The following is a 26,949-nucleotide window of genomic DNA, read 5'->3' as shown; positions in this document are numbered from 1 at the left end:
GGGTTAACGCGTCTTAGAAGGCATAGCTCAGGCTCATATTGAGCCCATCCTCCCGCGCCAGCTGATAGCCGTTGTAGTTGGCGGAAATGCTGCCGACCCATTCGAGTCCCAGGCGCACACCGGCCAGCGCACCCCGCTGGGCGACAAAGTTGACTCCAATGCCGCAGTCAACAAATTCTCCGCCGTAGTTTTCCTGCAGATCCGGTGGGCTGGAGTGGTTGTGGGGACCGTTGTAGTGGCCGTTGATATCGCCTTCCTTCGCATACTCAAGCCGCGCCGATAGACTGGCCCAGTCAGCGATCCGATAGGCGCTCCAGGCGGTGGCGCCGTAGCGCTCGCCAAAGGCGAAACCGGAGTCGTTTTCGTCTTCCAGCGGCAGGCGGGCAGATACTTGAGCGCCCCAGCTCAGCCGCTCAAGGCGGCTCGTATAGGTGAGCGACGGGAGCAGATCCCAGGTACCGGTACCCAGTTGCATACCGTAGTGGGTGAAGGTGCCGTCGGCATTTTTTTCTTCCACAGAACCGGTGGGAGCGCTTATCGCCAGAGTCGCGTGCAGCCGGTAACCCTGGGTATCCGCGATGCGGAAAAGGCCGCCGAGGATGGTGTCGCCGACGCCAGAAACACTGTGATCGTGGCCGCCTTCGTGCATGCTGTCCATATGGCCGTGGCCACTGCCGACCATTTCCATGGCCATGTCCATGGTCATGTACTGAGGCATCAGCATCAGTGTCAGGTCGTCGGACACCGCGTACATGATGTCGAGCATATGCATTTCCATGGTCATGCTGGTCGGCATCATCGAATAGCCGGCCATAGCGACTTCCATGGCACCGACCTCATCCGAGCCGTGGTAGATATCACTGTATTCCTCGCGCATAACCCGGTAGCCAAACATCCACTCACCCTCGGCGTGCAGGTGATCTGCCATCACACCAGCGGGGGCGTGGCTTGCGGGCAGGTAGACAGGGGATTCCGTATGCGCGTTAGCGAGCGGTGTGCAGCAGCCGACAGCGGCCGCGAGCAGCGTTTTCTTAAATGCGTTCATCGTTTTTTTTCCCGTGCAGCAGCGACCGCCACCCGATGGGGGCGGTTGCTGTCAATCCATTTTGTGGCAAAGCCATGCTTGCCGAGAAACTCCTGGGAGCTTTAGGCGGAACGGGAAGCGGGTGGGCCGCGCGGCGGCGGCAGCAGGTGTTCGAGCTTGACCGGAAAACGGGTGTAACGGGCGCCCGGTACTGGCTGGGCACCGGTTGCAATCGCGCTGAGGTCCAGTGCCTGTGCCGTGGCCAAGTTGGCACCGGTGGAAAAGTTACAGTGGTTGTCGGCGAAGGTATGTGCCGTCAGGGCATCGTGTTGATGGCCATTGTGGGGGTGGTGGCCGTGTTGAGCATGCAGCCGGGCCAGCGACTGCAGTAGCGCGGTACTGCGGCTGTCGCCGTGACACAGCCCAAAGAGCGAGCCGGTAGCCATGGGGGCGGGCATATAGCCGGCCGGCATCAGGCCGCGCACTGAGAGGAACAGGCACAGCAACAGCACCGCCTGCCACTGGGACAGTCGGGCGCCGAGCAGATGTCTGTGTCGGTTGCGCTGTGCCATGTCTGTTATCGGTGGATTGCCTGCCCGGAAGAAGTGCCCAGGATAAAGCGCGTCGGCCACTTTGCAAGTGATGGGGAAAAGCTCCGGTCAAAGTACGTGCGCGCGGTAGTGGACGGCGGGCACTCGGACGATGGGACGGACCTTGCGACAAGGTTGGAGCACTTCTCTATGTGTTCTGCTGGGTACATCTTGTCTCCAGAGGTCTGGAAATGCCGGTCTCATCAACCGAGGTTTTATCTAGAGACCCCCTGATTAAGGAACCTCTGATTAATTCGCGTGAACACTATGGTGGCTTCCGGGGCGCTCAGGCAATAGGACGGACATTTCGAAAACGCACGAGTACTTCCCTGTAGCTCCGTCGGATACATCCCTGTATCCGACGGTTTCGAAATATCTTTCCTATCCCCTGAGCTTCTCATCCGCTCCCGAAGAACCTCTGCCACCAGAAAGTGAATTAATCAGAGGTTCCCTAGCACCGAAGTTTTGTTACCGCAGCAGGGACTTCATTTTGGCACTCAGCCGGTGGAAGAAGCGATGTTTGGTTTTGGCACCGCTGTCGGTAAGGTAGTTGATCTGTATCGATTGACGCTTGCCCTCGAAGCTGGGATAGCCGTGCCAGCAATTATCGGTCACCTTGAAAGCGGCCATTGCACCGGGTCCCGGGAACAGTTCCTCCACGAAATCGTCCATATCGGTACCGCTGCGCAATATGCGCAGTCGCCCGGTCTCCGCCTGCCAGTCTTCGTTCAGGTAGACCAGTACCGTAATCAGTTTGGTTTTGGAGTCCGTGTGGATGCGGCCATCCTTGGCGCGGGAAAAACCGCGCAGGGTTGCAAGCATGGGTTTATCCATCACATCGACCGCAAATTTGTCACAAATAATGCGGCGGAAGTCCTCGCTGTCGAACAGCTCGATAAAGCGGCGGAAGCGCTCGGATGTGCTCACATCGTCGATATTAAAGCTGCCACCCTTCTCAAGCGGTGGGAAATCGGCTATCAGCGACTGAATGTGATCGGCGCTAACCGAATTTTTTACGTACAAGTAGGGGAATGGGTCGGCTTTTACCGTTGTTGCTTTGATTTCTGTGAAATTGAGCATGTTTTTATAAGACTTGGTGACGTTGATCGGTGGCCACTGGGTCATTTCCCCCTGGGCAAAGCGGGAAGAGGTTATACCATATAAGAGAACAACAGGGCAGTGTGCCGCTGCTTATCTGTGCCGGTTCAGGTGACTTTTCAATTCGCAATTTTTGCAAGGCTTATTTTATTGCGAAACAATCTTGCAGTAATTGCACAGCAGAGGGAGAAATTATCAAAGACCTTTTGACATTTTTTTACTTAGTTGAAAAGGGATATGGACCGTTGCCTTCTGGATAACTTAAGCACCTGCTATACGAAAAAAGTACGATAGCGGTAAGCGCATCAAAACCCAGGGGATGGGGGATGCCATTAAATTTTGGCACTTATCTGCAACCTCGGTTAACTGGCAGCTATGGGGGGGTGATTGCGCTTTCATCCGGTATTTGAAACGAAATGACAGATAAGTCAGCCCCATGCATTCCCCGTCCCACCGCACATCTTCATATTTTCCCTCAATCCGTATTATTCGAGTGCGGACTCTCAAGAAAGCCCCTGATGCAGTCGGTATGTGACGGTAAGGGGCCTTTTGACTTAGGTGGAAAGCGGAGGCGGTGGCCGGGCATTTCGAAGCCGTAAGATATAGGGGCGGGCCACTGGGGTGTAGTCGGGCATTTGCGCAATGCCCGTCATTACTTGCGCGCCGCGAGGCCCACAAAAGGGCTCGTGTAAATTCTTCAGAAGTCCCTTAGTCGCGGTAATGGGAGAGTATTCGAGGCTTTTTCAGATTCTGCCGCAGCGCTTCAGCTCCCAGTAGGTTTGCACCAGGGCCATATGCAGATGGCGTGGCTCAGAATCCACAACCAGCACGTTGCGCGCCCGCAGTTGCTGCAGCAATTGTACGCGGCGCTGTAAAAAGTCCCGGGCAGCGGCGGTGTTTACGGCTTCGCCAAAGGTGCGCACTGGCCGCCGCAGTAATTCGTCCACCGCGGTTTCGCGCAGGCTGGCCACCATTACCAGGTGACGGCGGGACAGCAGTCGCACTGCAGCCAGTAATTCATCGCTGTCTTCATCGCGCAGGTTGGTGATCAGGATCACCAGGGCGCGGCGCGGATGTGCGGCCAGCAATTGCTCGGCGCTGCTGATGTAATCCGGGTTGGCGGTGCCCGAATGCAAGTCGTAGACGTGATTTAGCAGCAGGTTGATGCCCCCTTCGCCTTTCACTGGCGGCAATCGGCCGCCGGTGCTCGTGTTGTCGGCGGCAAAGGCTTCCAGGCCCACTGCGTCCCCTTGTTTGATGGCGACATAGGCGGACAGTAAGAGCGCGTTCAGCGCGTGGTCGAAATGGCTGAGTTCCCCGTCCTTGGCATGCATGCGGCGCCCACAGTCGAGCATGTAGACGATTTCCTGGTCGCGTTCATCCTGGTACTCGCGGCTTACCAGCTTGCGCAGCCGCGCGCTGGCGCGCCAGTCAACCTGACGCTGGCTGTCGCCCTCCCGGTATTCGCGCAGCTGGCGGAAATCCATCCCTTCGCCGCGCCGCTGACGCTGGTGCAGACCGAGAAAGCGCAGGCTCTGCTCGGTGGACAGTGCCTGCAACGAGGAAATGCCAAGAAAATTTGGGTAGACCTTGACCGACTCGGGGCGGCCCAACGTCGCCTTTGTCTGCCACAGCCCCCAGGGGGAGTCCGCCAATACCTCGATACAGCCGAAGTCCGCGCGGCCGCGGCGGTGGGGAACCAGTGGGTAGTCGATGGTTACTTCCTGTTGCGGTTCCAGCAGGGCGCGGCGCGGAAGGCCATCGGTGTGGAGTTGGGCCGGGAGTGCGTCGCAGACGTTTAGGCACAGGCGGCGCGGGCCTAGATTGCGCAGGGTTAGGCGCACCTGATTGGGCACGCCCAGGGCCAGGTTTCCGGGTGGCCGCCGGCTGCCCTCCAGACCTGCGACGCGGCGACCGGTGAGAAAGTCCAGCAGCGCGGCGCCGAAGAGCAGGGCGCCGGCGCACCACCAGAGGTTGGCCAGTGCGGTTGCGCTTGGCGGAGACCAGATGCGCGCGGCGGTGACTGCCAGCGCCGCCAGGCTCCAGTAGCCCAACAGCGTCACCAGACGGCGGCTGGGGCGCGTGCCGGCGGTTCTGTTCCCGACCGTTTCTGCGGCACTACCGGTCAGTGCCGCGGTGTCTTTGCTCATAGCCGCGGGGCCTCGACGGTATCGATAATCTGCGCCAGCACGGAGTCCGGGGTCTCGCCGTCGATTTCCATGTCCGGGGAAAGGCCCACCCTGTGCCGCATCACCGGAATTGCCATTGCCTTGACGTCGTCGGGCAGTACGAATTCGCGCCCGGCAAGCAGTGCCTGGGCGCGGGCGGCCTGCAGCAGGCCGATGCTGGCACGGGGGCCGGCGGCGCGGCGCAGCTGGGAGGCCTCACGGGTGGCGCGCACCAGCCGCACGGCGTAGTCCAGCACCTGCTGGTCCAAGGCGATCTGCGGGATTGTGTCTTGCAGCTGCTGTAGTTGTTCCAGAGTCATCTGGCCCGCCGGCGGCTGTTGCAGTTGTTTTTCGATACGCCCGCCACTGGCGGCGGCTGCCAGTTTCAACTCCGCGTCCAGGCTGGGGAAGTCGATCACTACCTTGAGCAGAAAGCGGTCCAGTTCTGCCTCCGGCAGGGGATAGGTGCCCTCCTGTTCAATCGGGTTCTGGGTGGCCAGTACCATAAAGGGTTTGGGCACCGGCAGTGCTTCGCCGTCGATGGTGACCTGTTTCTCCTGCATCACTTCCAGTAGTGCCGCCTGGGTTTTGGCGGGGGCGCGGTTGATTTCATCTGCCAGCAGCAGGTTGGTAAACACCGGGCCGCGCCGCACCTCGAAACGGCTCTTGGCCATATCGAAGATCGCGTGACCGGTGACGTCCGCCGGCATTAGGTCCGGGGTGAATTGAATGCGCCGGAAACTGCCGCCAAAACAGTTGGCGAGGGCGCGTACCAGCAGCGTTTTGCCCAGGCCGGGCACCCCCTCCAGCAGCACGTGGCCCGAGGCCAGCAGTGCGATCAACACCTGGTCCACCACGGCTTCCTGTCCGATCAGCAAGCGGTTGATGGCGCTGCGCAGCAGCGTCAGTTGTGCCGATGCTGTTTTCCAGTCCGGGCTGTCGGACCCGGCCAGAGGATGTTGTTGTTCGGGTTGGTAAGTGGTGTCGCTCATAGGACTGCCTCGATTTGCTGCAGGTTGCGCATTCGTTCGGTAAACGCCTCTTCGCTGCGGGGGGGATCGCCCCACAGGCAGGCGGCAATGGTGGTTTCGTCCAGGCCGGTTTCGGCGCTAAGTCGCTCGCACACCTGGCGCCGGGTGGCCTGGCCGGCCCCTTCGGCACCGAGGCGGCGCAGCAGGGCGCGGCGGTGTTCGTCGAGCAGACCTTCGCATCGATCGGCGCGCCAGTAGTAGTGGCCACAGGCGGAGATATGTTCCAGCAGAGAACGGCGTGCCCTTTCCGGCTCGACCGCCAGGGGCCCAAAGCGGCGTGAGCGGAGTAGCAGCCACGCCAGCAGCGCCAGGCCTCCGGCGAGGAAAAATTCGCCTGCGTAGCGGCGGGCGAGGACGAAGAGAGATTCGAAGTGCGGCTGGGTCAGAAAGATAAATTCACCGCTGGATGCCAGCAGCGCGAGGAAATAGGCGTGATCGAAATGACCGATACGCCGGTTTTGCCAGATGCCGCCATCCGTCAATAAAGTGATGCGGCCGTCGCCGCGCTGGAATTGCATAAAGGGCACGCCGCTGTCACCGCGGCGGATTTTCGCCCAGAAGACCGGCCCGTCGACCACCGTTTCATCTTCGAGTGCCGGGTGGTGGAGCAGTTGGCTCGGGTTGAAATGCAATTGGTAACTGCCGTTGTCGCCAGTGAGTTCAACTAGGTCTTCCGGGTCTACCTCCGGATTGCGCGGCGCTTGTTCCTCTTGGGTTTCTTCCTCTCCGTCTGCCTCTGTATCGCGCTTTCCATCCTTGAGCTTGCGGTTGTGCTCGCGCAGGATTTCACTGGCAGTTTTTCCCTCATACTTTTCCACATCCTCGCCGAGCAGGTCGCGGAAAGGGTGTTCCATAAAGAATTTCTCCCGGCCCTCTTCCAGCGTGACGCCCAATTCTTCCAGCAGCCAGTCGCGTTCGGTACTGTCGAGGGCATGGGCAATGACGATGGCGTGGCCGCCCCGTGCCACCCACTCGAGCAGTTCGCTGGCGCGGCGGGGGTTGTATACCTGGGTGGAGCTGGCCAGGAAAAGGGTGTCATCCGGCGCGAGTCTGGCGAGCTCTGAGATATTGTCCGCGCGGCGGTGGCGCACACCGGCGGCGGCGAGGAACTGTTCCGCGGCCAGATAGGGATTGCGCCAGGCCGCCGCGCTCCAGCCGCGGTCGGCCTTTTCCGTATAGCGCTCAAACAGGAGGAAAAACAGGGCCGCCAAAGCCGCAGCCAGCAGCAGCACAAGCCCGATCAGCAGGCGACTAATCTTCATTGCCGAAAGCCTCCTGCCACTGATTGCACAGGGTTTCCACCTGCGCCAATTGCGGCGCCCGGTGAGCGTAAGCCAGTTGCTGCCAGGCGACGGTCAGTTGCTGCACCAGTTCGCACAGAGCGGCGCTGACCGGCCGCTGCGCCTCCGGCTGCGGGTGCGCCTGCCGCTGGCGCACCAGCTGCGCGCACTCGCTTTCGGTCAGGTGGTCGCCGAATTCAAACTGATAGCTTTCGATCAGGTGGGCCAGGGTGGCGCGGTATAAAAGCCCCAGGCCGCCGCGCTTATCACCACTTCGCCACAGGCGCAGGACTTCCGCGCAGACATCATCGGGCAGGCTCGATTGGCGCACGTCTAGACCAAAGAGGGTTTCCGGTCGTAGCCGCGTCTCAGGTTTTTTTCGCTGCCAGCGCAGACTTTGCAAAATCTGTTCGCGATGACGGAGCAGCAGATAGGCTACCAGGCCTATAAAGGCCGCCCAAAGCAGTAACTCTGCCAGCAGGCCGATGTGGGCGGCCCAATCGACCTCCCGTTCTTTATCACTGGCTAACTGGCGGTTCTCCAGCCATTGCACAAAGTCGATCAGCCACTCGGGGATCTCGCTATCCATGTCGAGTTCTTTCAATCGCCAGCCGCTCACTTCCTCTTGTTGGTGGAAGTCTTCGCCTGCGAGGACCTGGTCGATGGTTTCGCGGGATTGTTCCGGTGTGAGCGCTGCCTCGGCACTGGCGTCTTCCGCCGGCAGCAGCGTGGATATGCTCAAAACACAGAGCAGTAACAGAGATGCGGCGGTGGTGGCGTGGGCCGCGCGCTTCTGCCGGTCCTTTTGTGCGCGCAGATGTCTGTCGCGCAGACTGCGGAACTGTATCTCTATGTCCCAGGCCTCCAACTCAATCCTCCGGCCGATGTAGAGACAGAAACCGCTGACGACATAAAAAGGCGCCACTGCGGCCATTACCAGCAGATAGAGTACATTGGAAGCCCATTCCAGCCACAGTGCACTGTTTGTGAGCATAGGCAGCCAGTCGATCTGTACCTGCTCGGGAATCAACAGGTACATAAAAGCCAGCAGGGCGAGAAACAGAAAAAATTCCAGATGGAACCCGGTGAGGGTCAGCCAGGTGGCGGCGTTGGAATGCTTGCGGTGCAACACACCGATACGCGCGGCACGGGCGCTGCCGCTGGTCTGCTCGAGCAGGGTCACCGGCATATCGTACGAGCGGGTGGCACTGAGGCGGCGCCAGGTAAGCCAGGCAAACCAGTCGCGGCGGTTCAGGGAAAAGAACTGCTTGAGCGCGCCACTGACGGAGACCTGCTCACCGAACAGGGCGCGGCTGGCGATAAAGAGCGGCAAGCGGTCGTAGACCGGTTTCAGCCACCAGACCAATAACAAGGCCCAGCTGGGGGAGTCGTGCAGTAGCCAGAAACTGCAGGCAAACACCACGGATGCCGGCAGCAGCCACACAATAAACAGTGGCCACCAGTGCTGGCGCGCCAGGGCGATGCCCAGGTCGATGGACTCCCATGGAGAGCGCAGCCGTGCGCGTATTGCCAGGCGCTCAAGCTCCACGCTGTGTCCCCTCTCTGCCAGCCAGAGTGAAATAGGCGAAAACCAGCAGCCACAGAAGAGCGCCGACGGCCAGTTTTACACTGATCGCAATCTCCGTGCTGGAGGACCAGAAAGCCTCGATAAAGGCGGCGATGACCAGCATCAAAAAGGTACCGTACATGATTTTCATCGCTTCAGTGCCGGCCAGCCGCAGCGCCACCAGGCGGCGGTGGCGGCCCGGATCCACCAGTGCCTGCCCCAACATCAGACCGGCGGCACCGGCCAGTACGATGGCGGTCAGCTCAAAAGCGCCGTGCCCAATCACAAAGGGGTAAAAGGTGGAGACAAAGCCGATGCGGGTGATATGACCGCAGATGGCACCGAGAAAAATGCCGTTGTAGACAAGGAAGAAAATAGAACCGAGCCCCAACAGCAGGCCGCCGGCAAAGGTGCGAAAGGCAATGCCAATGTTGTTCTTGATGTAGAAGCCGAACATCATCAGATCCGAGTCCGAGCCCCGTTCGCGCCCCAGCACGCGGTTGCCGGGATCGTACATGGCTTCCATTTGCCGCACCTGGATCGGGTCCAGGACCGCGTAAACGAGCGCATCATTGTGATAACTGCCGATACCGAGTACCAACGCCGGTAATACAAAAAGGGCCGCCGCCAGCCAAACAGTGCGGATTTGCGCGCGCACTGCCTGGGGGAAGCCGCTCAGCAGATACCGGAGCCAGGTATTGCGCCGCAGTGTCTGCTGCCGGTAGAGCCGGTGGTGGGCGGCCATCACCAGCTGATTGAGCCGCTCGATCAGCTGGTTGGTGTACTGGCGCTCTTTGGCCACCGCCAGCTGCTGGCACACACTGCGGTAGGCGACGGGCAGGTCCAGGGTGGTATCGCCGTCTGCGCCGGTTTTGAGCCACTTTTCCAACCGCTCCCAACTTGCGCGGTAGCGTTGTTCGAAATCCCTCTGTTTCATTTTCCACCCGTCTGACCGCCGAGCAGCCATGTGCCCACGGCGCGCAGATAGTCGAGCGCCGCCCGTTCTTTTTTGCCGGTGAGCGGCTCCAGCAGTTCAGCCAACTCCCGCTGGCGGGCCTCGCTCAGCTCTCCGCTGCGCTCGATCAGACTGATCAGTGCCTGTTGATCCTGTAGTTGTAGACCTCGGGGCGGCGGCAGCGGGGTGACATCGGGCAGGGTTTGGGGGGCCTTGCTCTCCCGCCGGTAGACTACCAGCGTACCCGCAGCGAGATCGCCGAGGCGCTGGAAGTGCCGGCCAAGTGTCATGCTGACGACACCCGCGGCATAGGCAAAGGGGAGAAAGTCGGCAAAACGCAGCAGATTGCGCAGCAGGGAGGCGCTCCAGGAAATCGGCGTCAGGTTATCGTTGACCACCACAAGGCCGAAGGCCTTTTTACCTGGGGTCTGGCCGCCGTGCATCACCTCGAAGTAGACCGGATAAAACCACTCCAGCAGGAAGGAGCACAGCAGCCAAATGCCCAAGCCAGCATTTTCGGCAAAGGCCAGTGCGATGGCTAGGGCGATCAGAATAAGGCTGCGGTAAAAGATATCGACGCCGTAAGCGAGAATGCGTGGCACGGGCCCGGCGGCCTGTGCACGCAGATCAACGCCCTCGGGCGTTTCGACACTGTAGGTTGTGTCCAGCAAACTACCGCTCCCTGGCTAACTCGATCAGTCTTCGGGTCCGCCGAAGATATTGCGGTAGACAACACCGATGGCGATGGCGATCAGGGGCAGTGCCCAGATCAGACCGATCAGCAACGCCAGGGCGCCCGCAAAGTACAGCAGCAAGCAGACAATCAGAAAGCCAAAGAAGGAGAACCAGTGTTTGGTAATGGCCTTGCGGGAAGTCTCCATTGCCTGCCAGGGGCCCATGTTTTTATCGGCAATCAGCGGTATCGCGAGCAAATAGGCTACAGACAAGTAGATACCAGGGATGACGAACAGGAAAAAGCCCACAAGAGTGAATATTGAGATGAGGATATTGGCAATTGCCAGAGGCAGCAATTTGTCGAAGTGGGAAAATATTTCCGTAGCTGAGGTTTGCTCTTCGCGCGCTATTTTGATGCCGACCATCCATAATCCTGCTATCAGGGGTGCAGTGGCCAGGGCGACAATCACCTGATATAGGAACATAGACGTTAAGGCGCCGTTAGCGGAAGCACCGAAATTGAAAGCGGAGTAGCCTGTAATGACACTGGCCACCAGGGTGATCGCGACATAGCAGACGAAATACAGGATAAGAGCCAGCCAGATGGTAAGCTTTTTACCTTTGCTACGGTTCCAGGCTTCTTTGAGAGTATCTTCGATGGCAATGGAGTAGTCTCCGGCAAGTCCTTTCTCCAGAGAACCGTAACTGCCGCTTTCGCCCCCCTCGGTTAATTGTGCTTCTGGAGCTTTATAAATATCGCTCATCTCCAAATGTCCTTTGTTGTCTTTGTTGGATTGGGTATAGAACCCGGCCATGGGACTATCGCACAGCAACCGCTGGCGGACAATCCCGCGCCATAGGGTGAATTGGAAAAAATTAGGCGATGATCCGGCCCGGGGATAAAATTCTGAGATCTATAGCACGTAAGTCGAGAGATTAAAGTTTGATGAAAAAATGGTTAACCATTGCTCTGGTTTCATTTGCACTTTTGGCTGCGGGCTATATTGCCTTGCCGCGTTATGCTATCGAGCAGCTGGAAATGGCGGCACGTGATGAAAATGAAGAACAGTTGCAGCGTTATATAGACTTTCCCGCCTTGCGTGACAATCTGAGGCTGCGGTTGCAGCGGAAATTGCGTGAATCGGTGAATGGCGATGTGCCCGAGGAATTTCGCGAGTTCTTGGCCGCCGGTGTCAATCTGTTTGTGAGCCCGCTGCTGCAGCAATTGGTGACACCGGAGGGAATCGGCGAACTGTTGCGCGGCGGCAAGGATTTGCGTGAGTTCGAACTCGAACTGTACCGCATGTCTTCGTCCGTATCGGGAGATGTCGTGGATGTGCCAGAAAATGAGGAAAACACTTGGCAATTGAGGCGCTGGCGCTTTGTTGGTGTCAACTTGGTAAGTGCTGACTATGGCGGCGACACCACAGCGCGCCTGCGCCTGATTTTGGAGCGCCGCGGGTTACGCTGGCAACTGGTGGACTTGCACCTGCTGGGAGGGGAGAAAGAAAATGAATAGCGTCATGCAAGAGTCGGTAAATGTATTTGGGGACCCCCTGTTGCCGTGTGGCCTGGACCCGGTGACGGGTTTTTTCCGCGATGGCTGCTGTAACACTTGCGAGGAGGATTTGGGTTCCCATACGGTTTGCGTAGAAGTGACAGAGGCGTTTCTGGCGTTTTCTCGCGCCCGCGGTAACGATCTCAGTACCCCGCTGGAGGAATTCGGGTTCCCCGGGTTGAATCCGGGAGACCGCTGGTGCCTGTGCGCAGCCCGCTGGTTGGAGGCACAGAAACACAATATGGCACCGCGGGTCTATCTGCTGAGCACACATATCAGGGCGCTGGAAATTGTGCCCATGACACTGTTGCGCCGCTATGCAATCGATCTGAATTAGCCGCGACCGGGGCTGTCAGCCGGAGGCCGGTCGCGGCTGTGTGAGCGATCAGGATGGCAGGAAGTCGATGGAGTAGTTCAGTGTGGTTCTCTCCACATTGGCCGCGCCGAAGTTGATCAGGCGTATCCGCGCCAGCAACTTGCGTTCCAGATCCGGATCATTCAGGTCACTGCCGATCAGCTTGATTCCCGACACCGTGCCGTTGGCTTCAATCACCAGCTGTACTGTGACTTTACCTTGCAGCGTTGGGTCGCGGCGCAGAGCGCGGTTATAGATCGCATAAATGGCGCCCTTGTTAGCCTCCATAATACTGCGGATGGATTCCTCCGCGCGTGCGGTTTTTTCCCGCTGCACTTTCTTGGCGACTTCCCGTGCGGCGCCACTGGCCTGAACGCTTTTGACTTTGGTGGTTTCACGCGCGGCCAGGGCGATACCACCGGTATCCCTGCTCAGATTGCCGGTGTTGACGCCACCACTGGTGGTTTTGGAGCGATCGCTGATCAGACTGCGGTCAACGGTCTTTGCCCGCGCGGCACCAGCGGCCAGCTGGCCGGTGTTGACCTCGGCTACATCAATACTTTCGCGCATCGCCAGCAGATCATCCTGCATTTGCAGAAGACCGCTATTGGCGGCCTTCTCGCGCGCCAGTTTCACCTTGGCCGCCGGCGCTTTTTCCTTCACCTGTGGCTTGGGCTCGGGCTTTTTCTTCTTTGGTTCAGGCGGCTTTTTTTCCGGTTTTTTCTTTTCCGCCGGTTTTGGCTTTGGCTTCGGTTTCGGCTTGGGCTTCGGTTTTGGAAGTTCTTTCTTTTCCAAAATTACCTTGGCCAGCTGTGGCGGAATCCGCTCCGCTTGCTCCCGGGTGAGTTCCGGTACCGGAATCAAAGCCACCGCGATACCGAGAACGGCGAAGGCGATCAGCCCACCGCGGACAAATTTTGTAAAGCGGCGGTCTTCTTCCTCAGAAGAGGACCAGGGCAGAACCGTCTCCTGAATTTGCCAGGGTGCGTAAATAAAATTTGCCATATCAGCCGCTGACCCCCGCTTCCGTAACTGCGTCCGGGGAAGTCTGATTTACCGCGAAGGCCATATCGCGGAAATCCGCTGCGGCACAGGTCTGCATAATTTGTTTCAGCAGCCTGTAGGGCACCTGCTCATCGCCCATAATGGTCACCGGTCGCCCCGCCTCTTTTTTGTCTTCCGGCAGTGCGCCGGCTCGGTTGGCGAGGTACTTCAGTTCCTTCAGCAGCGGTTCGATATTTTCCGCCTCAGTGTCGATTTCCGAGACCTTGGCGATCAGTCGATCGCCGACGAACAGCTGTTCGTTGTTGACCCGCACCACTGTGGTGACTTCCGGTTTTTGTTGCGATGTGGAGTCTGGCAGTTTGATGGTTTTGTCACTCTGCAATACTTCCACATCGGAGGAGTTTACCAGCAGAAAAAACACCAGGATGGTAAAGATGTCCATCAGAGACACCAGGTTCAGTTTTGTCTGCTGTTTTTGCTGCCGCTGCTTACGCTCCTGCAGTTTGGCGGCTACATTCAGATTCATGCTATTGCCCCGCTGCTGTCTGCAGTGTCTGTTCCTGCGGTGCGTCGCCGAGAGAGATTTGTGGGAATAGCTCCGCGTCCACCACCGAGGCGGCCACTACTGCGCGGTAACTGCGCGCTGTGTCCATGGCGCGTACCAGCGTTTTGTAGGGTGTGCCTCTCTCGGACAGGATCACCAGGTCTTTTTTATCGATGGATTTTTCCTGCAGTTGCCGTTTCACTTCCTGCAGTACTGTCGACACCATGGCGAAATCCGGTTCGCCCTGTACATGGGGGATGCGCTTGACCCGCATCCCGGCCGGATAGTTGATGTCGATATAGGACTGTCGCAGCACCATCTCCAGTTGCCGGTTCTCCTCCGCACTGGCCGCGCTTCCATCACTGAGACCGGGCAGGTTCAGCTTCAGCACCGAGATGTGCGAGAAGACCATGTTGAGCAGCAGCACCGGGACCAGGATGATCATCAGGCTCATAAAGGAGGTGATGTCCAGCTCCGTGTCCCCGTGCGTGCGCCGGGGGATATTCAGTTTGAGCATGGCGCTACCGTCAGTTTTTGGTCGCTTTCTGTTCCGCCGCGCCGCGGCCCATAGTGATCAGGTTCAGAAATTTGACGCCGGCCATTTGCAGGCTGTCGACAATTTCGTTGGTTTTGTTTTGCAGCATGGAGTAGAAGAGCAACAGCGGAATTGCTGAGATAAGGCCGAAAGCGGTGGTGTTCATGGCCACGGAAATACTCGAAGACAGCATTGAGGCTTTTTCCGAGGGGTCCGCGTTGGCAACCGCGGTAAAGGCGGAGATCAGGCCCATGATGGTGCCGAGCAGTCCAAGCAGAGTGGCAATATTGGCCAGGGTAGCCAGGTAGCTAGTGCGCTTTTCCAGCCGCGGCACCGCCTCGAGAATGCCCTCCTCGATCGCCAGTGCGATATTTTCATCGCGTTTTGCGTACTGCATGGTACCGATACCGGCGGCGGCGATACGGCCCATGGCTGCCTTGCTGTCGCGGGCCAGTTGCAGCACCCCCTGGTAATTGCGTTTCTGTAACATCGGCAGCAGTTGCATATAGGCGCGGCGGTTGGCGGCCTTGGCGTGGGTTAAAAAGATCCAGCGTTCCACCACCATCGCCAGGCCGATAACCAGCACCAGGGCGATCGGGTACATAAAGGGGCCGCCGTTTTGAAAGAAGCGCAGCAGCGCCTGGGTAAATTCCATAATGCAATCTCCGCAAATTTAGACAGTTTTTCGTGTTGTAAGATGGGCAAAGCCCAGTGCGCCCACCGCCGGTACCGGGATGGGTGTCAGCCCGCGTGGATGGGGACATGTGGAAAAAGCGCGAAAGCGATTTTCCACCGGCAGTTTGCCAACCCTACGGATTCTTTTGTTTTTCCTGGTCGTTTTGCAGCAGTTTCATTTCCCGCTGCAACTCTGAATACTCCTGGTGGCTGAAGACATAGCCCACCGTTTGCGGCAATACGCTGTCCAGCCGCTGCAGGCTGTCGGCCTGTTTCCAGGGAATGATGTACAGCACCTTGGGCTGTTCCTGGCTGCCGATCACCGAGGATTCCAGTTCTATCACGTCGTCTGCCACCGCCGGGGCGCTGAGGTGCAGTAGTGCCGCCAAGAGTGGAAATATTTTTTTCATCACAGTCTGCGCTCCAGATCCACTATCCAGCCGGCCAGCTGTTTGTCCGGTTCTTCGCGCAGCGCCTGAGCCGCGCGGTAGTGTTCGAGTGCCTTCTGCGGCTGCTGCAGATAGAGATCGAACAGTATGCCCAGGTTGCGGTGCGCATCGCTGTAATCCGGCCAGCGCGCCAATGCTTCTTGATAACACTGCAAGGCTTCGTCAAAGCGGCCAGCGTCGCGCAGCAGCGCGGCCAGCTGATTCCAGGCAAAGACATTCAGGTCATTGACGCTGATGGCCTGGCGCAAGCTGGCCTCCGCCGCCTCCGCGTTGCCAGCGCGGCTCTGCACTATGCCGAGATTGAGCCAGGGACCGGACAGCTCGGGCCAGCGTTCGGTAATTTGCATCAGCTGGGTTTCCGCCGCCGCCATATCGCCGGCCTCGTAAGCTCGCCTTGCAATTTCCATTCCTTCCCGCGCTGCCGCCGGCGCTTTTCGGGCCTGGGACAGATAGGGGTTGGCACTGGGCCCGCCCGCGGAAATTTCCGCGGTTTGTTGCGGGCCGGAGGCACAAGCGGCAAGTAATACTGTTATCGCCGCGAGCAGCGGATAGTTAATGCCTCTTTTTGTCACTTTTTTTATTTGCATGTCAGTGCAATGCCTCGCTCCAGGCGAGGGTTGTTTCCTGTTTCTTGTAGCGTGCCGGCAGCAGGTTGCCGAGGGATTCGAAACTGCGTTTTACCCAGTCGTCATAGATGCCTTCACCAGTGCGGCGGATATTGGCCTCATGCAGTTCGATTGCCTTTTCTTCAAAGGGGTAGGCCTGTTCCTCGAGCAGAATTTCATACTGCTCCAACTCCAATTCATTCAAATTGGTCGGGCGTTGTGACTCCATTAGATCGCGGCTCAGCTGGCGGTAGACTTCTGCCAGGCGGAAGTTAGCGAGGGTTGTGAACTCCGCGATATTGAATTGCAGCACTTTGCGGTAATCCGCGACTGTGGTATCCATCGCGCGTTTCTTGGCCGCGAGGCTTTTCTTCAGCGGCAGTTGCAGCCGCATGGCGGCAAAGGATTGATAGCTTTGATCCGCCAGTTCGCTCTGCGCGTAGGCGGCCAGGTAGCGACCGCGCGGCGACTCAACTTTGTTGCCGGCCAGATTTTGCAGCCAGGCGTTGCGCTCGCGCGCTTGTCCGCTCGCGGCGAAAAGTTGCACCAGCTGGTATTGGGCCTCGAGATTCTCTTCCGCCGGTTGCGGCCATTGCTTGATGTAGCGCTGATAGGCATCGATAGCTTGGCGCTGATCACCGGCCTCCTGGAAACTTTCTGCGGCCATGTACAGCGACTGGCGGCGCACGGCGCCGTCCGGATCGCTCTGCGCCAGTTGCAGCAGCTCGCCAGCGGCGGCGCTGGGCATTTCCAAGGCGCGGAAGATGACCACGGCCTTGGCGGCCAGGGTCGGTGTCAGCCGGTGTCCCGGGTAGTATTTGCGGAAGTCCGCCAGTTCGGCACTGGCCTGCTGCCACCGCTTCAGCTCAATGAGATGGTTGATGGCATCGTACTGGGCGGTTGCGGCGATCTCGGTGCGGCCGCTGTCGCGGATGCGCAGCAGGTGCGCGAGCCCTTCTTCGCTGGGTCCTTCGGCCATTGCCAACTCCGCCTGGCGGTATATCGCCGCCTGGAGCCGTTCCTGTGCGTTATTGCGAATGGCGGTATCTGTTCCGGCCAGTTGCAGGGCGCGGCTGTAGGCTTGTTCCGCCTCGGCAAAGTTGCCGAGTTCAAACTGGCTGTGGCCGAGAATCATGGCGATATTCAGTTGCTGCTGGCCGTTGGGCGGCGGCTGCCATTGGGCGGCTTTGCCCGCGGCGGCGATGGCTTCCTGATAGCGGGACTGTTGCAGCAGTTTGTCGGCGGCCACCAGCAGCGCCGGCAGAGCGCGGGGATCTTGCGGCCAGCTGTCGGCAAATTTGAGGCCGGATTCGATATTGCGGTCGCGCCACAAGTTGACCACTTCCGGGTCTTCATTGCCGTCCAGTTGCTGTTGTACCTGGGCGGAAGTGAGAATCGCGGCGTAGCCGGCTTCGGCGCCGTGGGTTTTGTCGCCGTAGGTCCAGGCCACCTGGCTGTAGGCGAGCCAGGCGCCGGCGTAGTCGCCGGCCTGTTCCAGACACTCCGCCATCAGGAATACCAGCGGCGGTGTGCTCGGGTCTTCGGGAAAGGTATCCGCGTATTGGCGGTAGAGCTCCGCCGCGGCCATGTAAGCGCCGCGCGCGTCTTCTTCAAGCTGCTGTTTTTCCCGCGCCTTGCGCGCAGGGATTTTTTCCGCCTGGGCGGTGAGAGCCTGGGCGCGGGCGTGGTCGTATTTGGCCAGCTCTTCCAGCCACGGCTGCAGCCAGCCGCGCAGTTTTTCCCTTTGCGCTTCGTCCGCCGATTGCCAGTATTGGCTGCGGATGCCGTAGCGCTGCACAAATTCCCGCTTGGCCGGCAACACTTCGCCGTCCAGACCGGCGCTTTGCAGTGTCTCCACCGCGGACAGGTGCAGCGCCGGTGCCTCCGCGCTTTGTGGATACTGTTCGACGTAGGTCAGGTAGGTGTCGGCGCTGTCCCGGAACCTTTCTTTTTCCCGGTACCAGTCCCCCAGGGCGCGGTACAGATGGTGCTGATAGGGGCGCGGCTCCCCTTCGCCGCTGTAGGATTCGATGACCTCGGCGCCGCCCTGGTAGCTGAAGTTGAGGGCGAGTCCGCGCAGGCTGTCTTCCGCGAGACGCTTTTGTCCCTGGGGAAGTTCTTCAAACGGCGCCCGCTGGTGCAATACGTCCAGCAGTTCCAGGAAGGTGTATGTGGATGTGCGGTAATTTGCCGATTTGAACTCGGACCAGGCGAGCATGTAGCGCGCATTGTCTTCGAAGGGACTGTCGCCCCGCTCCAACAGTGTGCGGAAATCCCGCGCGGCTGCGGTGTAATCCTGGCGGTTGAAGGCGGCTTCGCCACGGCGGAACAGTACTTCAGTGATAAACGGCGATTCCGGTGCTGTTGCAGCGATTTTTTCCAGCGCGCGCAGCGAATCCTGCGGTTGGCCATCCAGTGCCCGTGCCCGTGCCAACCGGTAGAGGATATAGTCGTCGCCGGGCATTTCCTGTGCCAGCTGTTCGTAGTGGCGCACTGCACTGCTATAGGAAACGGCAACATCAGGGTTTTCTGCCTGTTGCTGTTCCAGGCGCTCCATTTCCAGATCCGCCAGGCGCAGGCGGATGCGGCGCTGGGTTTGTGGGTCGCGGTTGCTCTCCAGGGCCTGGCGGTAGCTCTGTTGCAGCGCGGCGATATCCACCTGCGGCACTTCGACGCTTTGCGCCGGTGGCAACTCGGCACCCGGCAGGTCAGCGAGTGTCTGCACGGCGTTGTTGCTACAGGAGGCGGCGCTGCAACAGACGGCCAGCGCCAGCAGTTTTTTGCGCACGAATTTTTCGCGCCAGCGCAATCTATTCATCTTCGCCGCCCTCCTGTGTCTCGGCCGCGGGCCCGGCCTGCATGGCCGCGTCCTGCAGGCGCGCAATGGCCAACCGGCTGTGGGCCATGTACTGCTGAACCTGGGAGCGTTCCCGCTGCAGTTCGGCGATCACGTCTTTGCGGATGGAGGCTTCAATCAGATCGGCGGCTCTGGTGATAGCCGCGCGCTGTGCGCTCAGCTGTGGCCCCGCTTCGGAGACCTGCGCATGCAGTCGGTTCAATTGGGGCGCGCGCCGGGCGACGAGGTCGGTGTTGCGGCGCTGGCGCTCCGCCTGGTGCAGTTGTTCGTCCAGTTTGAGCAGCTGTTTGCGCTGTTGCCACAGGTTGTGGTGGTAGTCTTCACTCGCCTGCCAGAGCAGGATGCCGCGCGCGCGGGCGAGCGTTTTTCCCTGACTTTCCCGCGCTCTACCGGCCCTTTCCAATACTTTGTAATTTTCTTCGGCGCGCCTGAGCAGTGACAGCATTTCGCTGTCTTCGCTCTCTTGCGCGGCCAGAAGGGCCAGGCCGTCGCGGTCTTTTTCGATGCGGCCCAGGAACTCGTCCAGCTGGTGATACTGCTGTTCAGCGATTTGCATTTGTTGGTCGAACTGGGCGCTGTGGTAGTTCTCGACAATGGTCTGGTGGCGCTGCGCACGCGCGTCGATCAGGTGTGCGAAATGCGGCAGTTTTTCCTGCCAAGCTTCAATCACCTGTGAAAGCTGGCGCAGGTCTCGCAGTTCCGACAGGCGCAATTGAAACTTGTCACTTTGCAGTATCGGGCGCAGGTAGCGGCGGTTGTCTTGTACCAGCGGCGGCGCTTCCGCCAGCTGTAGCCAGCCATAGCGCTGCGCGACACCGTCTGCGGCGGCGAACTCTGTCGACGCTATGCTGTTTTGCAGTTGCTCGAGTTCGGTCAGCACCGCGTGGTAATGCTGCTCGGCGCTGTGGTAAGCGGCCAGGGCATTACCCGGGCGCTGGAGCTGCTCGTAGCTGTAGGGCAGGGCCACCATGGCCTCGCGCGCGGCTGCGGAGTCGCCGTGGTTGTCTACCAGGTATTGCAGTGCGTCGACCGCGGCTTTGTATTGCCCGCTGTTGATGGCCGACCAACCCAGTCCCAGCAAAGCCCGGCGGGCCCAGGGGGTTTGCAGGCGCACTTGGCGGAAGGCTTCCATCGCTTCGCTGTGTTGCTCTTGCAATGCATAGGCGTAGCCGGCACCGGTGTACGCCTTGTCGGCCAGTACGCGCATTTCCTCGGAGTCGTCACCGCGCCGCGCCAATTTGGCTGCCTGGGTGTAGCGCGCCGCGGCGGCGGACAGTTGTCCCTCCCTCGCCAGGGCCGCCGCCAGGTTGATATTACCCAGCACCCGCTGTTCGAGAGATAGTGATTTCGCCTTTAGCGCTACTTCCGCCGCGGCAAAATCGCCCCGCCGCAGGGCCAGATTCAATTCCAGCCCGGACTCGGATGCGGCGCCGGATTTTTGCAACTGCTCGGCGGCCAGCGGCCAATCGCCTTGCAGGTAATTGAGTTCCGCCAGCTTCTGCCAGGCCACGCGGCGGAGGCGCGCATCGGTCTCGCTGTCGCCGTCACTGTTTTGCAACTGCTGCTCAAACAGCGTCGCCGCGCGTTGGCGCAGGCCGAAGCCGAGGCTGATACCGCCTTCGATTAAGGCGGCGTTGTCACTGTGCACTTTGATGGCGTCGCGCTCGCGGGCCACCAGCAGTGTGCTGAGCGCGTCGAAATAGTTGCCCTGAAAATATTCGTAGAGGACGGCTCCGTAGGCCATGTCTTGCGCCTGCGAGTACTTTTTCGGCGCCTCGGCGGCGAGCGGGGCCGCAGCGGCGAGCAGGGCCGCTGTCAGGGAAAAAACGCGGGAGAGAGGTCGGTACAGCATGGTGAATCAGGGGGCCGGCCACTGCACCAGTTCGAATTCCGGCTGCTGCTTGCCGCTGGCATCGGCGATGCGCAGTTCTATCACTGCCGGCTCATCCGTTTTCTCCAGTTCCAGCGTGGCCGCGCGCTTGTATTCGCGCCCTTGCGGGCCTATGCCGGTAAAAAAGGCGGAGATGGTGTAGTCGCCGGATTTCAGATTGCCTTTGTAGAGGGGCTGTATGCCGCCGCGGATCAGCGCACTGCGTTGGTGGTCGGTGTACAAGTGGCTGGCGACGAGTTTGTTATCAATATGCAGTTTGACCGCATCCAGCTTGAAATACTCTCCCACGTCGACGGAAACGTAAAAGGCCACTTGGCTCTGTGCCGGGTAGAGCAGGTCTTCTTCGAGGATCAGCAGGTCCCGGTTCAGTTTCAGCACATTTTGTTTGAGATCTTCCAGCTTATCGGCGGGAAAGGTGTCCTCCTCGGCGACTACTGGAGCGCCCGCAATACCCGAGCAAAGAGTGAGGCAAGAAAACAGAAATTGGATACAGCGTCGCATGTGCGGTCTTCTCAAGAATGTTTTACGGCCTGTTGGCAGGCAATTATCGTGGAAATCCGTTGTGTTTTTATGTTGGTGCCCAGTCTCTATAACTTTACAGGTCCAGCGCGGGTTGTTTTGCAGCGCAAGGGTCTTGCCCTCTTGCGTATGGTGCGCTCTCGGCACTGTTGACGGCGTCGCTGTCACTGATTGAATACTTCATCTTTTTGGCCTGTCTTGTCGCATTGTGTTATCAGGGCCGGGAGACAGGCCCTACGCCAGCAGGAGAGTATCAGCAGCCAATCCGTTGCGCCCAATCCTGATACGGGAGTGCACGATGTAAATTATCTCAGGGGATCATGTAACTGGCGTGATCCGGTTGGCAATTTTCTTATGATGACAATGGGTTATGGATTTGCGTTGGCCGATTGCGGGTTGTCCAGGCCGCGGCTGAAGTAGAGGCGCCTGTTACTGTCGATGACTACTGCCTCGAAACCCGGCAGCCGGTCGATCAGTGCCAGACCTTTTTCTTTGCCCAGTACAAAGACGCTGGTGGACAGGGGGTCGGTGTCGAAACCGCGCGGACCGATAATACTGACACTGATTAGCTTATCGCTGCTACCGGCAGTGGTGTCCGCGGGTTTTCCGGTGGCCGGGTTGAATATGTGGTGCACGCGGGTGTTGCTGTCGTCGATAAAATAGCGTTCGTAGTCACCGGAGGTGGAAATGGCGGTATCCGTCAGGGGAATCACCGCCGCATTCTTGCTTTTGTCGCGGGGGTGACGTATGCCCACCAGCCAGGGTCGGCCGCGTTTGTCGCCGATCATGCGCGAGTCGCCACCAGCGCTGACGCTGGCACAGCAGACGCCGGCCGCTTTCAGAATGGCAACGGCTCTGTCCACCGCGTAGCCCTTGGCAATGCCCCCCAGATCGATTTTTGTCTTTTCGTGACCAAATCGCAGAGTGTGCGTGTTTTTATCGAGGTGCAGGTGGCGGTAGTTCAGCGCTTCCAGCAGTGACTCGGTCAGCTGCTCGTCGGCCCGTTGTTTGTTGCGGAAATCGTAGTGTTTGCCAAGGGTGGCAAAGCTGATATCAAAGGCGCCGCCGGTGAGGTCGCTGTACCAGAGGGATTTGTCGATCAGCGCTGTGAGTTCCGCGGAGATTTTTACCGGTCCCTTAGCGGCTTCGCGGTTGACCCGCGAAAGCTCGCTTGTAGGTTTGAAAGGGGACAGCTCGTCGTCCAGGCGGCGGAATTCCGCCATGACCTGGTCGATCAATTGCTCAGCCTGTTGGCTGTCTTCGTGCCATAGCTGCACCGACACCTCGGTGCCCATAATGGCCTGTTTTTCATAGTGCCATTCCGCCAGCGACGGCGTCGCATAGGGCAAGAGGGCACAGCACAGCAATAAATATTGAAAAACTCTGGTCATTAAACAATCGGTTCAAAAGCGGTCATGGCGTCCATCAGGGTGGCGTTACCGAGGCCGTGGCTGGGGAAGAGACTGGCAAAATTGCCTTGCTCACCGTGCAGCGCCATATAGTTCAACACCACCGTCTCCACCAGCAGGTTAACATTGTTTGCCGCCGGGCTGGACGCCGTTTCTACATCTCCGGAGGCACGCATGTAGCCGAGTTGCTGGTGAATCGCTTGTTCGTCGGCGGAACCGCCGAGCAGTTGCGGTCGGCCTGTTGGGTTGTAGACCAGGAAGAATGAAGCCGCAGTTTGCTGGTTGTCACCGGTCCAGACACCTTTGCCGCGGCCGTCGGGGGAGTCGTCGATCATGCCGTTGGAGGATACCGAGCCGTCGCTGAAGATGTAGATCATTAACGGTTTTGATTTGCGCGCGGCATATTCCAGGCAGGCGCCGATACAGCGGCCGGCGCGCAGGTCGCGGATTTCGCCGGTGGCGCGGTCACCGGTGTGGTAGTCGTAGCCGCCCATGGTGATAGTGCCGGCGCCGGCGTAACCGTCGATTACCAGCTTCATGACCGAAGCGGTCTTGCGGAATTCTCGGTCGTTGTTGAACTCGGCACTGGTAAATATCCCCGCGGGTCCAACGATATCCGGGTCTGCTTCCGGGTTGAGAATATTGGGGTTGCCGAAGCGGTCGGCCATATCGGCGCTTTTCAGGTAGCCGCAGCGCACCATTTCTTTGATAGTGGCATCGGCGGTGACCTGGGTGTTGACCCGCTTGAGCTTGGAGTCGGAGATGCGGTACATGGACTCCATAACCGCCACCGTATCTTCCTGGCTCAGCAGGCCGACCAGGTCCCCCACGTCCACAAGACCGGTGGCATCGGAGGGGCGGTCCACTTTGGTGGGGCGCACCTGTGGATCAATCATCGATGCCGGTGCCTGGGAGTTGCCGCCGGATTCACTGCTGCTGGAGCCGATCAGGGCAAGCAGTTCACCGTTGGCGCCGGCTTTGTTGATGCCGTACATGGGGTTGTGGGGGTTGTTGCCGGTGTCGTTTTCTGAGCGCGCTGGAATTACGGCGCCGTTGGTGGCCGCGGCGGTACCGGCGGCGATTTTGTCGAGGATACCGCGCAGCATGGCGCTGTCACTGTGGAAAGCGAGGCCCAGATCGGTATTGATCAGAGTGTTGCTTACCGAAGGCGCCATGTCACCGGGCAGCCCTTGCTTGACGTAGCCTGCGGTACTGAGGAAATCCAGTTGCCCCCCCTGTTTGCCTACCAACACATTGGAGCCAGCGATATTGGCACCGCCAGCTAGATCGAAGCAAATAAAGGGTATTTTGGACTCGCCGTTGCCATCGAGGCCACATACGTTGCGCATATCCTGAAGGTCATCGGAAAGCGCAGCCTGCGCTTGCCGTGGGTTGGCGAACAGGCTGAAAACCGAACCGCCGAGTACGGTAGCAAAGCCGGCGCGAAAGCCCTGGGCGATAAATTCGCGTCGGGTTGTCGGTCGGCGGTGGTCAGGATGGCGCAGGGGCTGGTCCAGATCAAAGTGTTTTTTCTTGCTCATAGTTGCTGTCCGGATTTTTGCATCCGCGGTGGCGGTGATTGGGTATTGCGCGGGCCTGTTGTGACAGGCCCTCTCTGCTTTGGGATCGGTATCCGATCGCAATTAATGAATCAGTGTCATCGCACTGCCCATGGCCGCGGCGCACACCGCCTTGACCGTGGTTTCAGTGCGGTTGCCGCAGTCACCGCTGCAGTTTTCCATCTTGTCGATCAGGTTATTCAGCTCGGTTTCCACTTCGGTCAGGTCCGGTGCAACCGCCAACTGCGAGTGGTTTCCGTCGGGCCAGGTCATCTCGTGGCCGAGCAGGTGCTCGATCAATGGGTCGATAATTTGCGCGCGCTTGGCGGCGGTATCGAAGGCGCTGCCGATGGGCGCGCTGAAGTCGAAGCCGGGGAAGTAGCTGCTGCGCAGGCTGCTTGAATCCACCAGCACGCTGCAGTATTTCACCGCCAGCTGGGTGATACCCATCTGCTGCGCGGCCAGGAAACCGCGGATATCGCTCTCCACCGGCAGCTGGCGCTTGATGGTCTCCCAGGTGTCGAGGACATCGGGATGAGCTCTGGATACCCCGGTGGCTTTGGACAGGGTTGCGTGTATCTGTTCAAAGCGGCGCAGACCGATCCTGGGTTGCGGGTCCAGATCCGCCGGCTCGGCGGGCGGCGTCGGTGTGGGTTCCACGCGGCTAAAGGTCGCGCTGCCAAGGCGCTCGAAAGTGAGGAAGAATTCGTCGTAGTCGGGCCCTTTATCCAGGGTGACGATGGTGCCGAGTCGGGACAGTTTCTGCCCGGCGCCCGGCACATAGCTGTCGTCGATCGTTGTGGAGAGCTTCGCCCACACCTGGCCCACTTCCGCCTCGCGCCCGTTGATGCCGATGCGCATGCCTTCGATGGCAATACCGGTGGGATCGGCGTTTTCGTCCAGGCTGATAAAGGTGGGTTCGCTGAACAGGTAGCCGTAGTTGTCGAACTGCTGCACGGTGAACATCACGTAGCTTTTCGGTATGTCGGTGTGCTCCTCCACCTTGAACAGCAGCAGGTATTTCTGGCCCACGCCCACTTCGTAGTTAGTGAGGATATCCTCCGGGGAAAGAGCGCGGGAGTGGATCGCCAGCAGGCGAACCGAGCCTTCCCACACATTGTCTCCGGACACCTCGCTGCCCAGAACCAGTGCGAAAGTGTCGTCCCAGGTGCTGAGGAGGTCCGCTTCGGCTGGGTCTGCGTCTCCGGTGTACTCGCCGTTGACATACAGTTTGCGGCCGTCGATGGGGTCGTAGGTGGCGACCACGTGTTGCAGGGTTGCCTGCACGCGCTGGGCCGCATCTTCCGTAGCCAGCATCGGCATACCGTCTGCATCGGTGCTGTCACTGCGGTTTTGGAAGGTGTAGCTGTATTCCACCTGGCCGAGGGTGAAATTGCGAATATCGTTGCCGCCAGAGTAGCTGACGATGCGCGCCGGACCCTCCTGGGAAACATTCGCCGGGGCCACCCAGGCCTCGATGGTGTATTCGCCGGTGGCGGTCAGTGTGTCGTACAGCTTGCGGCTGGTGGCAGTGGCGCCCTGGGCCTTGCCGCCCTTGAGCTGAACGCCCCAGGAATCCAACCATTCGTAATCACCGGTCAGGGTCAGGTCGATGGCGGGATTGACACCGGAGGTGTCGAAGGCGGTGGTGCCGCTACCGGTTTTAAACTCGTAGAGGGCGATTGCGTTGTTCTCAATGCGGCCACCGCTGCTGGCAACAACGCCGTCGGTCATCAGCAGTGCCTTACTGATCACCCAGTCGGGGTCCACTGCGGTCAGTGGTATGGCGTCGGCGAAAGCCTGGATAGCCGCTGTCATCTCAACTGCATCGTCTTCACAGTCGCTCCAGCAGTTGTGGAACTCTTCTCCTAGGCGCACGGTGAAGCGGGATGCCGCCGGGTTGTCCAGGTTCATGCGGCTCTTGGCCGCTTCGTAGGCCTGGTTGATGTCTTCACTGGCAAAATAGGGCTGTTGCGCCGTGCCGGCATCTTCACTGTGGCAGCTGGCACAGTAATTCCGCAGCAGAGGGTAGACGGTGGTGGAAAAGTTGCCGCCGTCTGCGGGAAAACTTTTGCTCTCGCCTACCGTGCGTTCCACGGGCTCAGTTAGCTGTATGGTATTTTTTAAACTACCACTGGCCTGCGCCCAGTCCTCGATATAGTTGGTGATAATCTCCGCACAGGCGCTGGCACTGGCCAGCCAGCAGTTGTGCCCACTGGCAACTTTCGTCACCAGGCGCGACTCCGCCGGTTGCGACAGGTTTATCAGTTCACGGCCTTCGTTGTAGGCGATATTGATATCGTCGCCGCGCACGAAGCGCGGGCTCTGGTTATTCTCAATATGACAGCCGCCGCAGCGGTTGTCCGCTGCCAGATTGTCCCAGATGTAAAACTTATACTGCTGTACATCTTCCGTTTCCGGAGCCGGGCCGGAATAGCTGGCGCCGCCGCTGCCGGGATTGGTGTTGGGTTGTTCTTCGGTTTCCTGGCCGCTGCCGCCGCTACAGGCGCTGAGTATTGTGGCGGCGAGGAATATACCCAGAGAGGACGAAGCGCGAAAAAAAGCGCGGTAACTACCGGAGGTTTTTCTGAAAGCCATCA

General features: G+C 59.4%; 24 protein-coding genes. 2 read left to right on the top strand and 22 right to left on the bottom strand.

Features of this window, described 5'->3' with window-relative positions; genetic code table 11:
* Positions 1-13: 13 nt before the first annotated feature.
* From BM155_RS05300 to BM155_RS05255, 10 genes are all read right to left on the bottom strand, one after another.
* Positions 14-1,045, bottom strand: a complete 1,032-nt coding sequence (locus BM155_RS05300; RefSeq protein WP_074901547.1) for a transporter — start codon at positions 1,043-1,045, stop codon at positions 14-16.
* A 101-nt stretch (positions 1,046-1,146) separates the two neighbouring features.
* Positions 1,147-1,596 carry a hypothetical protein gene (locus BM155_RS05295; RefSeq protein ID WP_067156546.1) on the bottom strand — a complete coding sequence of 150 codons (450 nt, stop codon included), beginning with the start codon at positions 1,594-1,596 and terminating at the stop codon, positions 1,147-1,149.
* A 486-nt stretch (positions 1,597-2,082) separates the two neighbouring features.
* On the bottom strand, positions 2,083-2,739 hold the full coding sequence (locus BM155_RS05290) for a 2OG-Fe(II) oxygenase (protein ID WP_254773125.1): 657 nt from the start codon (positions 2,737-2,739) through the stop codon (positions 2,083-2,085).
* A 716-nt stretch (positions 2,740-3,455) separates the two neighbouring features.
* The gene (locus BM155_RS05285; protein ID WP_067156540.1) at positions 3,456-4,862 is read right to left on the bottom strand and encodes a DUF58 domain-containing protein; all 1,407 of its coding nucleotides are present in this window, start codon (positions 4,860-4,862) and stop codon (positions 3,456-3,458) included.
* Entirely contained in the window at positions 4,859-5,872 is a 1,014-nt protein-coding gene (locus BM155_RS05280; RefSeq protein WP_067156537.1) for an AAA family ATPase, read from the bottom strand. Before BM155_RS05280 ends, BM155_RS05285 begins: the two co-directional genes overlap by 4 nt.
* Complete coding sequence (locus BM155_RS05275) at positions 5,869-7,173, bottom strand: DUF4350 domain-containing protein (protein ID WP_067156535.1); 1,305 nt, start codon at positions 7,171-7,173, stop codon at positions 5,869-5,871. Before BM155_RS05275 ends, BM155_RS05280 begins: the two co-directional genes overlap by 4 nt.
* Entirely contained in the window at positions 7,163-8,740 is a 1,578-nt protein-coding gene (locus BM155_RS05270; RefSeq protein WP_074901544.1) for a DUF4129 domain-containing protein, read from the bottom strand. Before BM155_RS05270 ends, BM155_RS05275 begins: the two co-directional genes overlap by 11 nt.
* Positions 8,730-9,695, bottom strand: a complete 966-nt coding sequence (locus tag BM155_RS05265; protein WP_067156529.1) for a stage II sporulation protein M — start codon at positions 9,693-9,695, stop codon at positions 8,730-8,732. The genes BM155_RS05270 and BM155_RS05265 overlap by 11 nt, the downstream gene beginning before the upstream one ends.
* On the bottom strand, positions 9,692-10,384 hold the full coding sequence (locus BM155_RS05260) for an RDD family protein (RefSeq protein ID WP_067156526.1): 693 nt from the start codon (positions 10,382-10,384) through the stop codon (positions 9,692-9,694). The genes BM155_RS05265 and BM155_RS05260 overlap by 4 nt, the downstream gene beginning before the upstream one ends.
* Positions 10,385-10,408: 24 nt before the next feature.
* The gene (locus BM155_RS05255; protein WP_074901966.1) at positions 10,409-11,152 is read right to left on the bottom strand and encodes a DUF2189 domain-containing protein; all 744 of its coding nucleotides are present in this window, start codon (positions 11,150-11,152) and stop codon (positions 10,409-10,411) included.
* Positions 11,153-11,334: 182 nt separating this feature from the next.
* Here BM155_RS05255 and BM155_RS05250 point away from each other — a divergent pair, with 182 nt between their 5' ends.
* Positions 11,335-11,907: a DUF2939 domain-containing protein gene (locus tag BM155_RS05250; RefSeq protein WP_074901541.1), complete on the top strand. Its 573-nt coding sequence runs from the start codon at positions 11,335-11,337 to the stop codon at positions 11,905-11,907.
* The gene (locus BM155_RS05245) at positions 11,900-12,283 is read left to right on the top strand and encodes a DUF2237 family protein (RefSeq protein WP_074901539.1); all 384 of its coding nucleotides are present in this window, start codon (positions 11,900-11,902) and stop codon (positions 12,281-12,283) included. Before BM155_RS05250 ends, BM155_RS05245 begins: the two co-directional genes overlap by 8 nt.
* A gap of 48 nt (positions 12,284-12,331) precedes the next feature.
* Here the strand turns inward: BM155_RS05245 and BM155_RS16965 are convergent, their stop codons facing one another.
* The 12 genes from BM155_RS16965 to BM155_RS05185 form a co-directional block, all read right to left on the bottom strand.
* Entirely contained in the window at positions 12,332-13,306 is a 975-nt protein-coding gene (locus tag BM155_RS16965; RefSeq protein ID WP_074901536.1) for an AgmX/PglI C-terminal domain-containing protein, read from the bottom strand.
* Between the two features lies 1 nt (position 13,307).
* The gene (locus BM155_RS05235) at positions 13,308-13,832 is read right to left on the bottom strand and encodes an ExbD/TolR family protein (protein WP_067156511.1); all 525 of its coding nucleotides are present in this window, start codon (positions 13,830-13,832) and stop codon (positions 13,308-13,310) included.
* A gap of 1 nt (position 13,833) precedes the next feature.
* Complete coding sequence (locus tag BM155_RS05230) at positions 13,834-14,358, bottom strand: ExbD/TolR family protein (protein ID WP_067158121.1); 525 nt, start codon at positions 14,356-14,358, stop codon at positions 13,834-13,836.
* 19 nt (positions 14,359-14,377) lie between these two features.
* A complete protein-coding gene (locus BM155_RS05225) occupies positions 14,378-15,040 on the bottom strand; it encodes a MotA/TolQ/ExbB proton channel family protein (RefSeq protein ID WP_067156508.1) in 663 nt (220 codons plus the stop codon).
* A 154-nt stretch (positions 15,041-15,194) separates the two neighbouring features.
* Positions 15,195-15,470, bottom strand: coding sequence for a hypothetical protein (locus tag BM155_RS05220; RefSeq protein ID WP_067156505.1), 276 nt, complete (start codon positions 15,468-15,470; stop codon positions 15,195-15,197).
* On the bottom strand, positions 15,470-16,096 hold the full coding sequence (locus BM155_RS05215) for a tetratricopeptide repeat protein (RefSeq protein ID WP_067156503.1): 627 nt from the start codon (positions 16,094-16,096) through the stop codon (positions 15,470-15,472). Before BM155_RS05215 ends, BM155_RS05220 begins: the two co-directional genes overlap by 1 nt.
* 1 nt (position 16,097) lies before the next feature.
* Positions 16,098-18,932: a tetratricopeptide repeat protein gene (locus BM155_RS05210; RefSeq protein ID WP_067156500.1), complete on the bottom strand. Its 2,835-nt coding sequence runs from the start codon at positions 18,930-18,932 to the stop codon at positions 16,098-16,100.
* Positions 18,925-20,823, bottom strand: a complete 1,899-nt coding sequence (locus BM155_RS05205) for a tetratricopeptide repeat protein (protein ID WP_074901530.1) — start codon at positions 20,821-20,823, stop codon at positions 18,925-18,927. Before BM155_RS05205 ends, BM155_RS05210 begins: the two co-directional genes overlap by 8 nt.
* Before the next feature lie 6 nt (positions 20,824-20,829).
* Positions 20,830-21,363 (bottom strand): AraC family transcriptional regulator, encoded by a 534-nt coding sequence (locus BM155_RS05200; RefSeq protein WP_074901527.1) that lies wholly within the window; start codon positions 21,361-21,363, stop codon positions 20,830-20,832.
* A 386-nt stretch (positions 21,364-21,749) separates the two neighbouring features.
* The gene (locus BM155_RS05195) at positions 21,750-22,772 is read right to left on the bottom strand and encodes an FAD:protein FMN transferase (protein WP_067156491.1); all 1,023 of its coding nucleotides are present in this window, start codon (positions 22,770-22,772) and stop codon (positions 21,750-21,752) included.
* Positions 22,772-24,331, bottom strand: a complete 1,560-nt coding sequence (locus tag BM155_RS05190) for a general secretion pathway protein GspF (RefSeq protein ID WP_067156488.1) — start codon at positions 24,329-24,331, stop codon at positions 22,772-22,774. Before BM155_RS05190 ends, BM155_RS05195 begins: the two co-directional genes overlap by 1 nt.
* A gap of 102 nt (positions 24,332-24,433) precedes the next feature.
* On the bottom strand, positions 24,434-26,947 hold the full coding sequence (locus BM155_RS05185; RefSeq protein ID WP_074901962.1) for a LamG domain-containing protein: 2,514 nt from the start codon (positions 26,945-26,947) through the stop codon (positions 24,434-24,436).
* Between the last annotated feature and the right edge of the window lie 2 nt (positions 26,948-26,949).

Source organism: Microbulbifer thermotolerans, from assembly GCF_900112305.1.
Lineage (GTDB): Bacteria > Pseudomonadota > Gammaproteobacteria > Pseudomonadales > Cellvibrionaceae > Microbulbifer > Microbulbifer thermotolerans.
The sequence above is the reverse complement of the archived record's forward strand: the minus strand, read 5'-3'. Positions and strand labels throughout refer to the sequence as shown.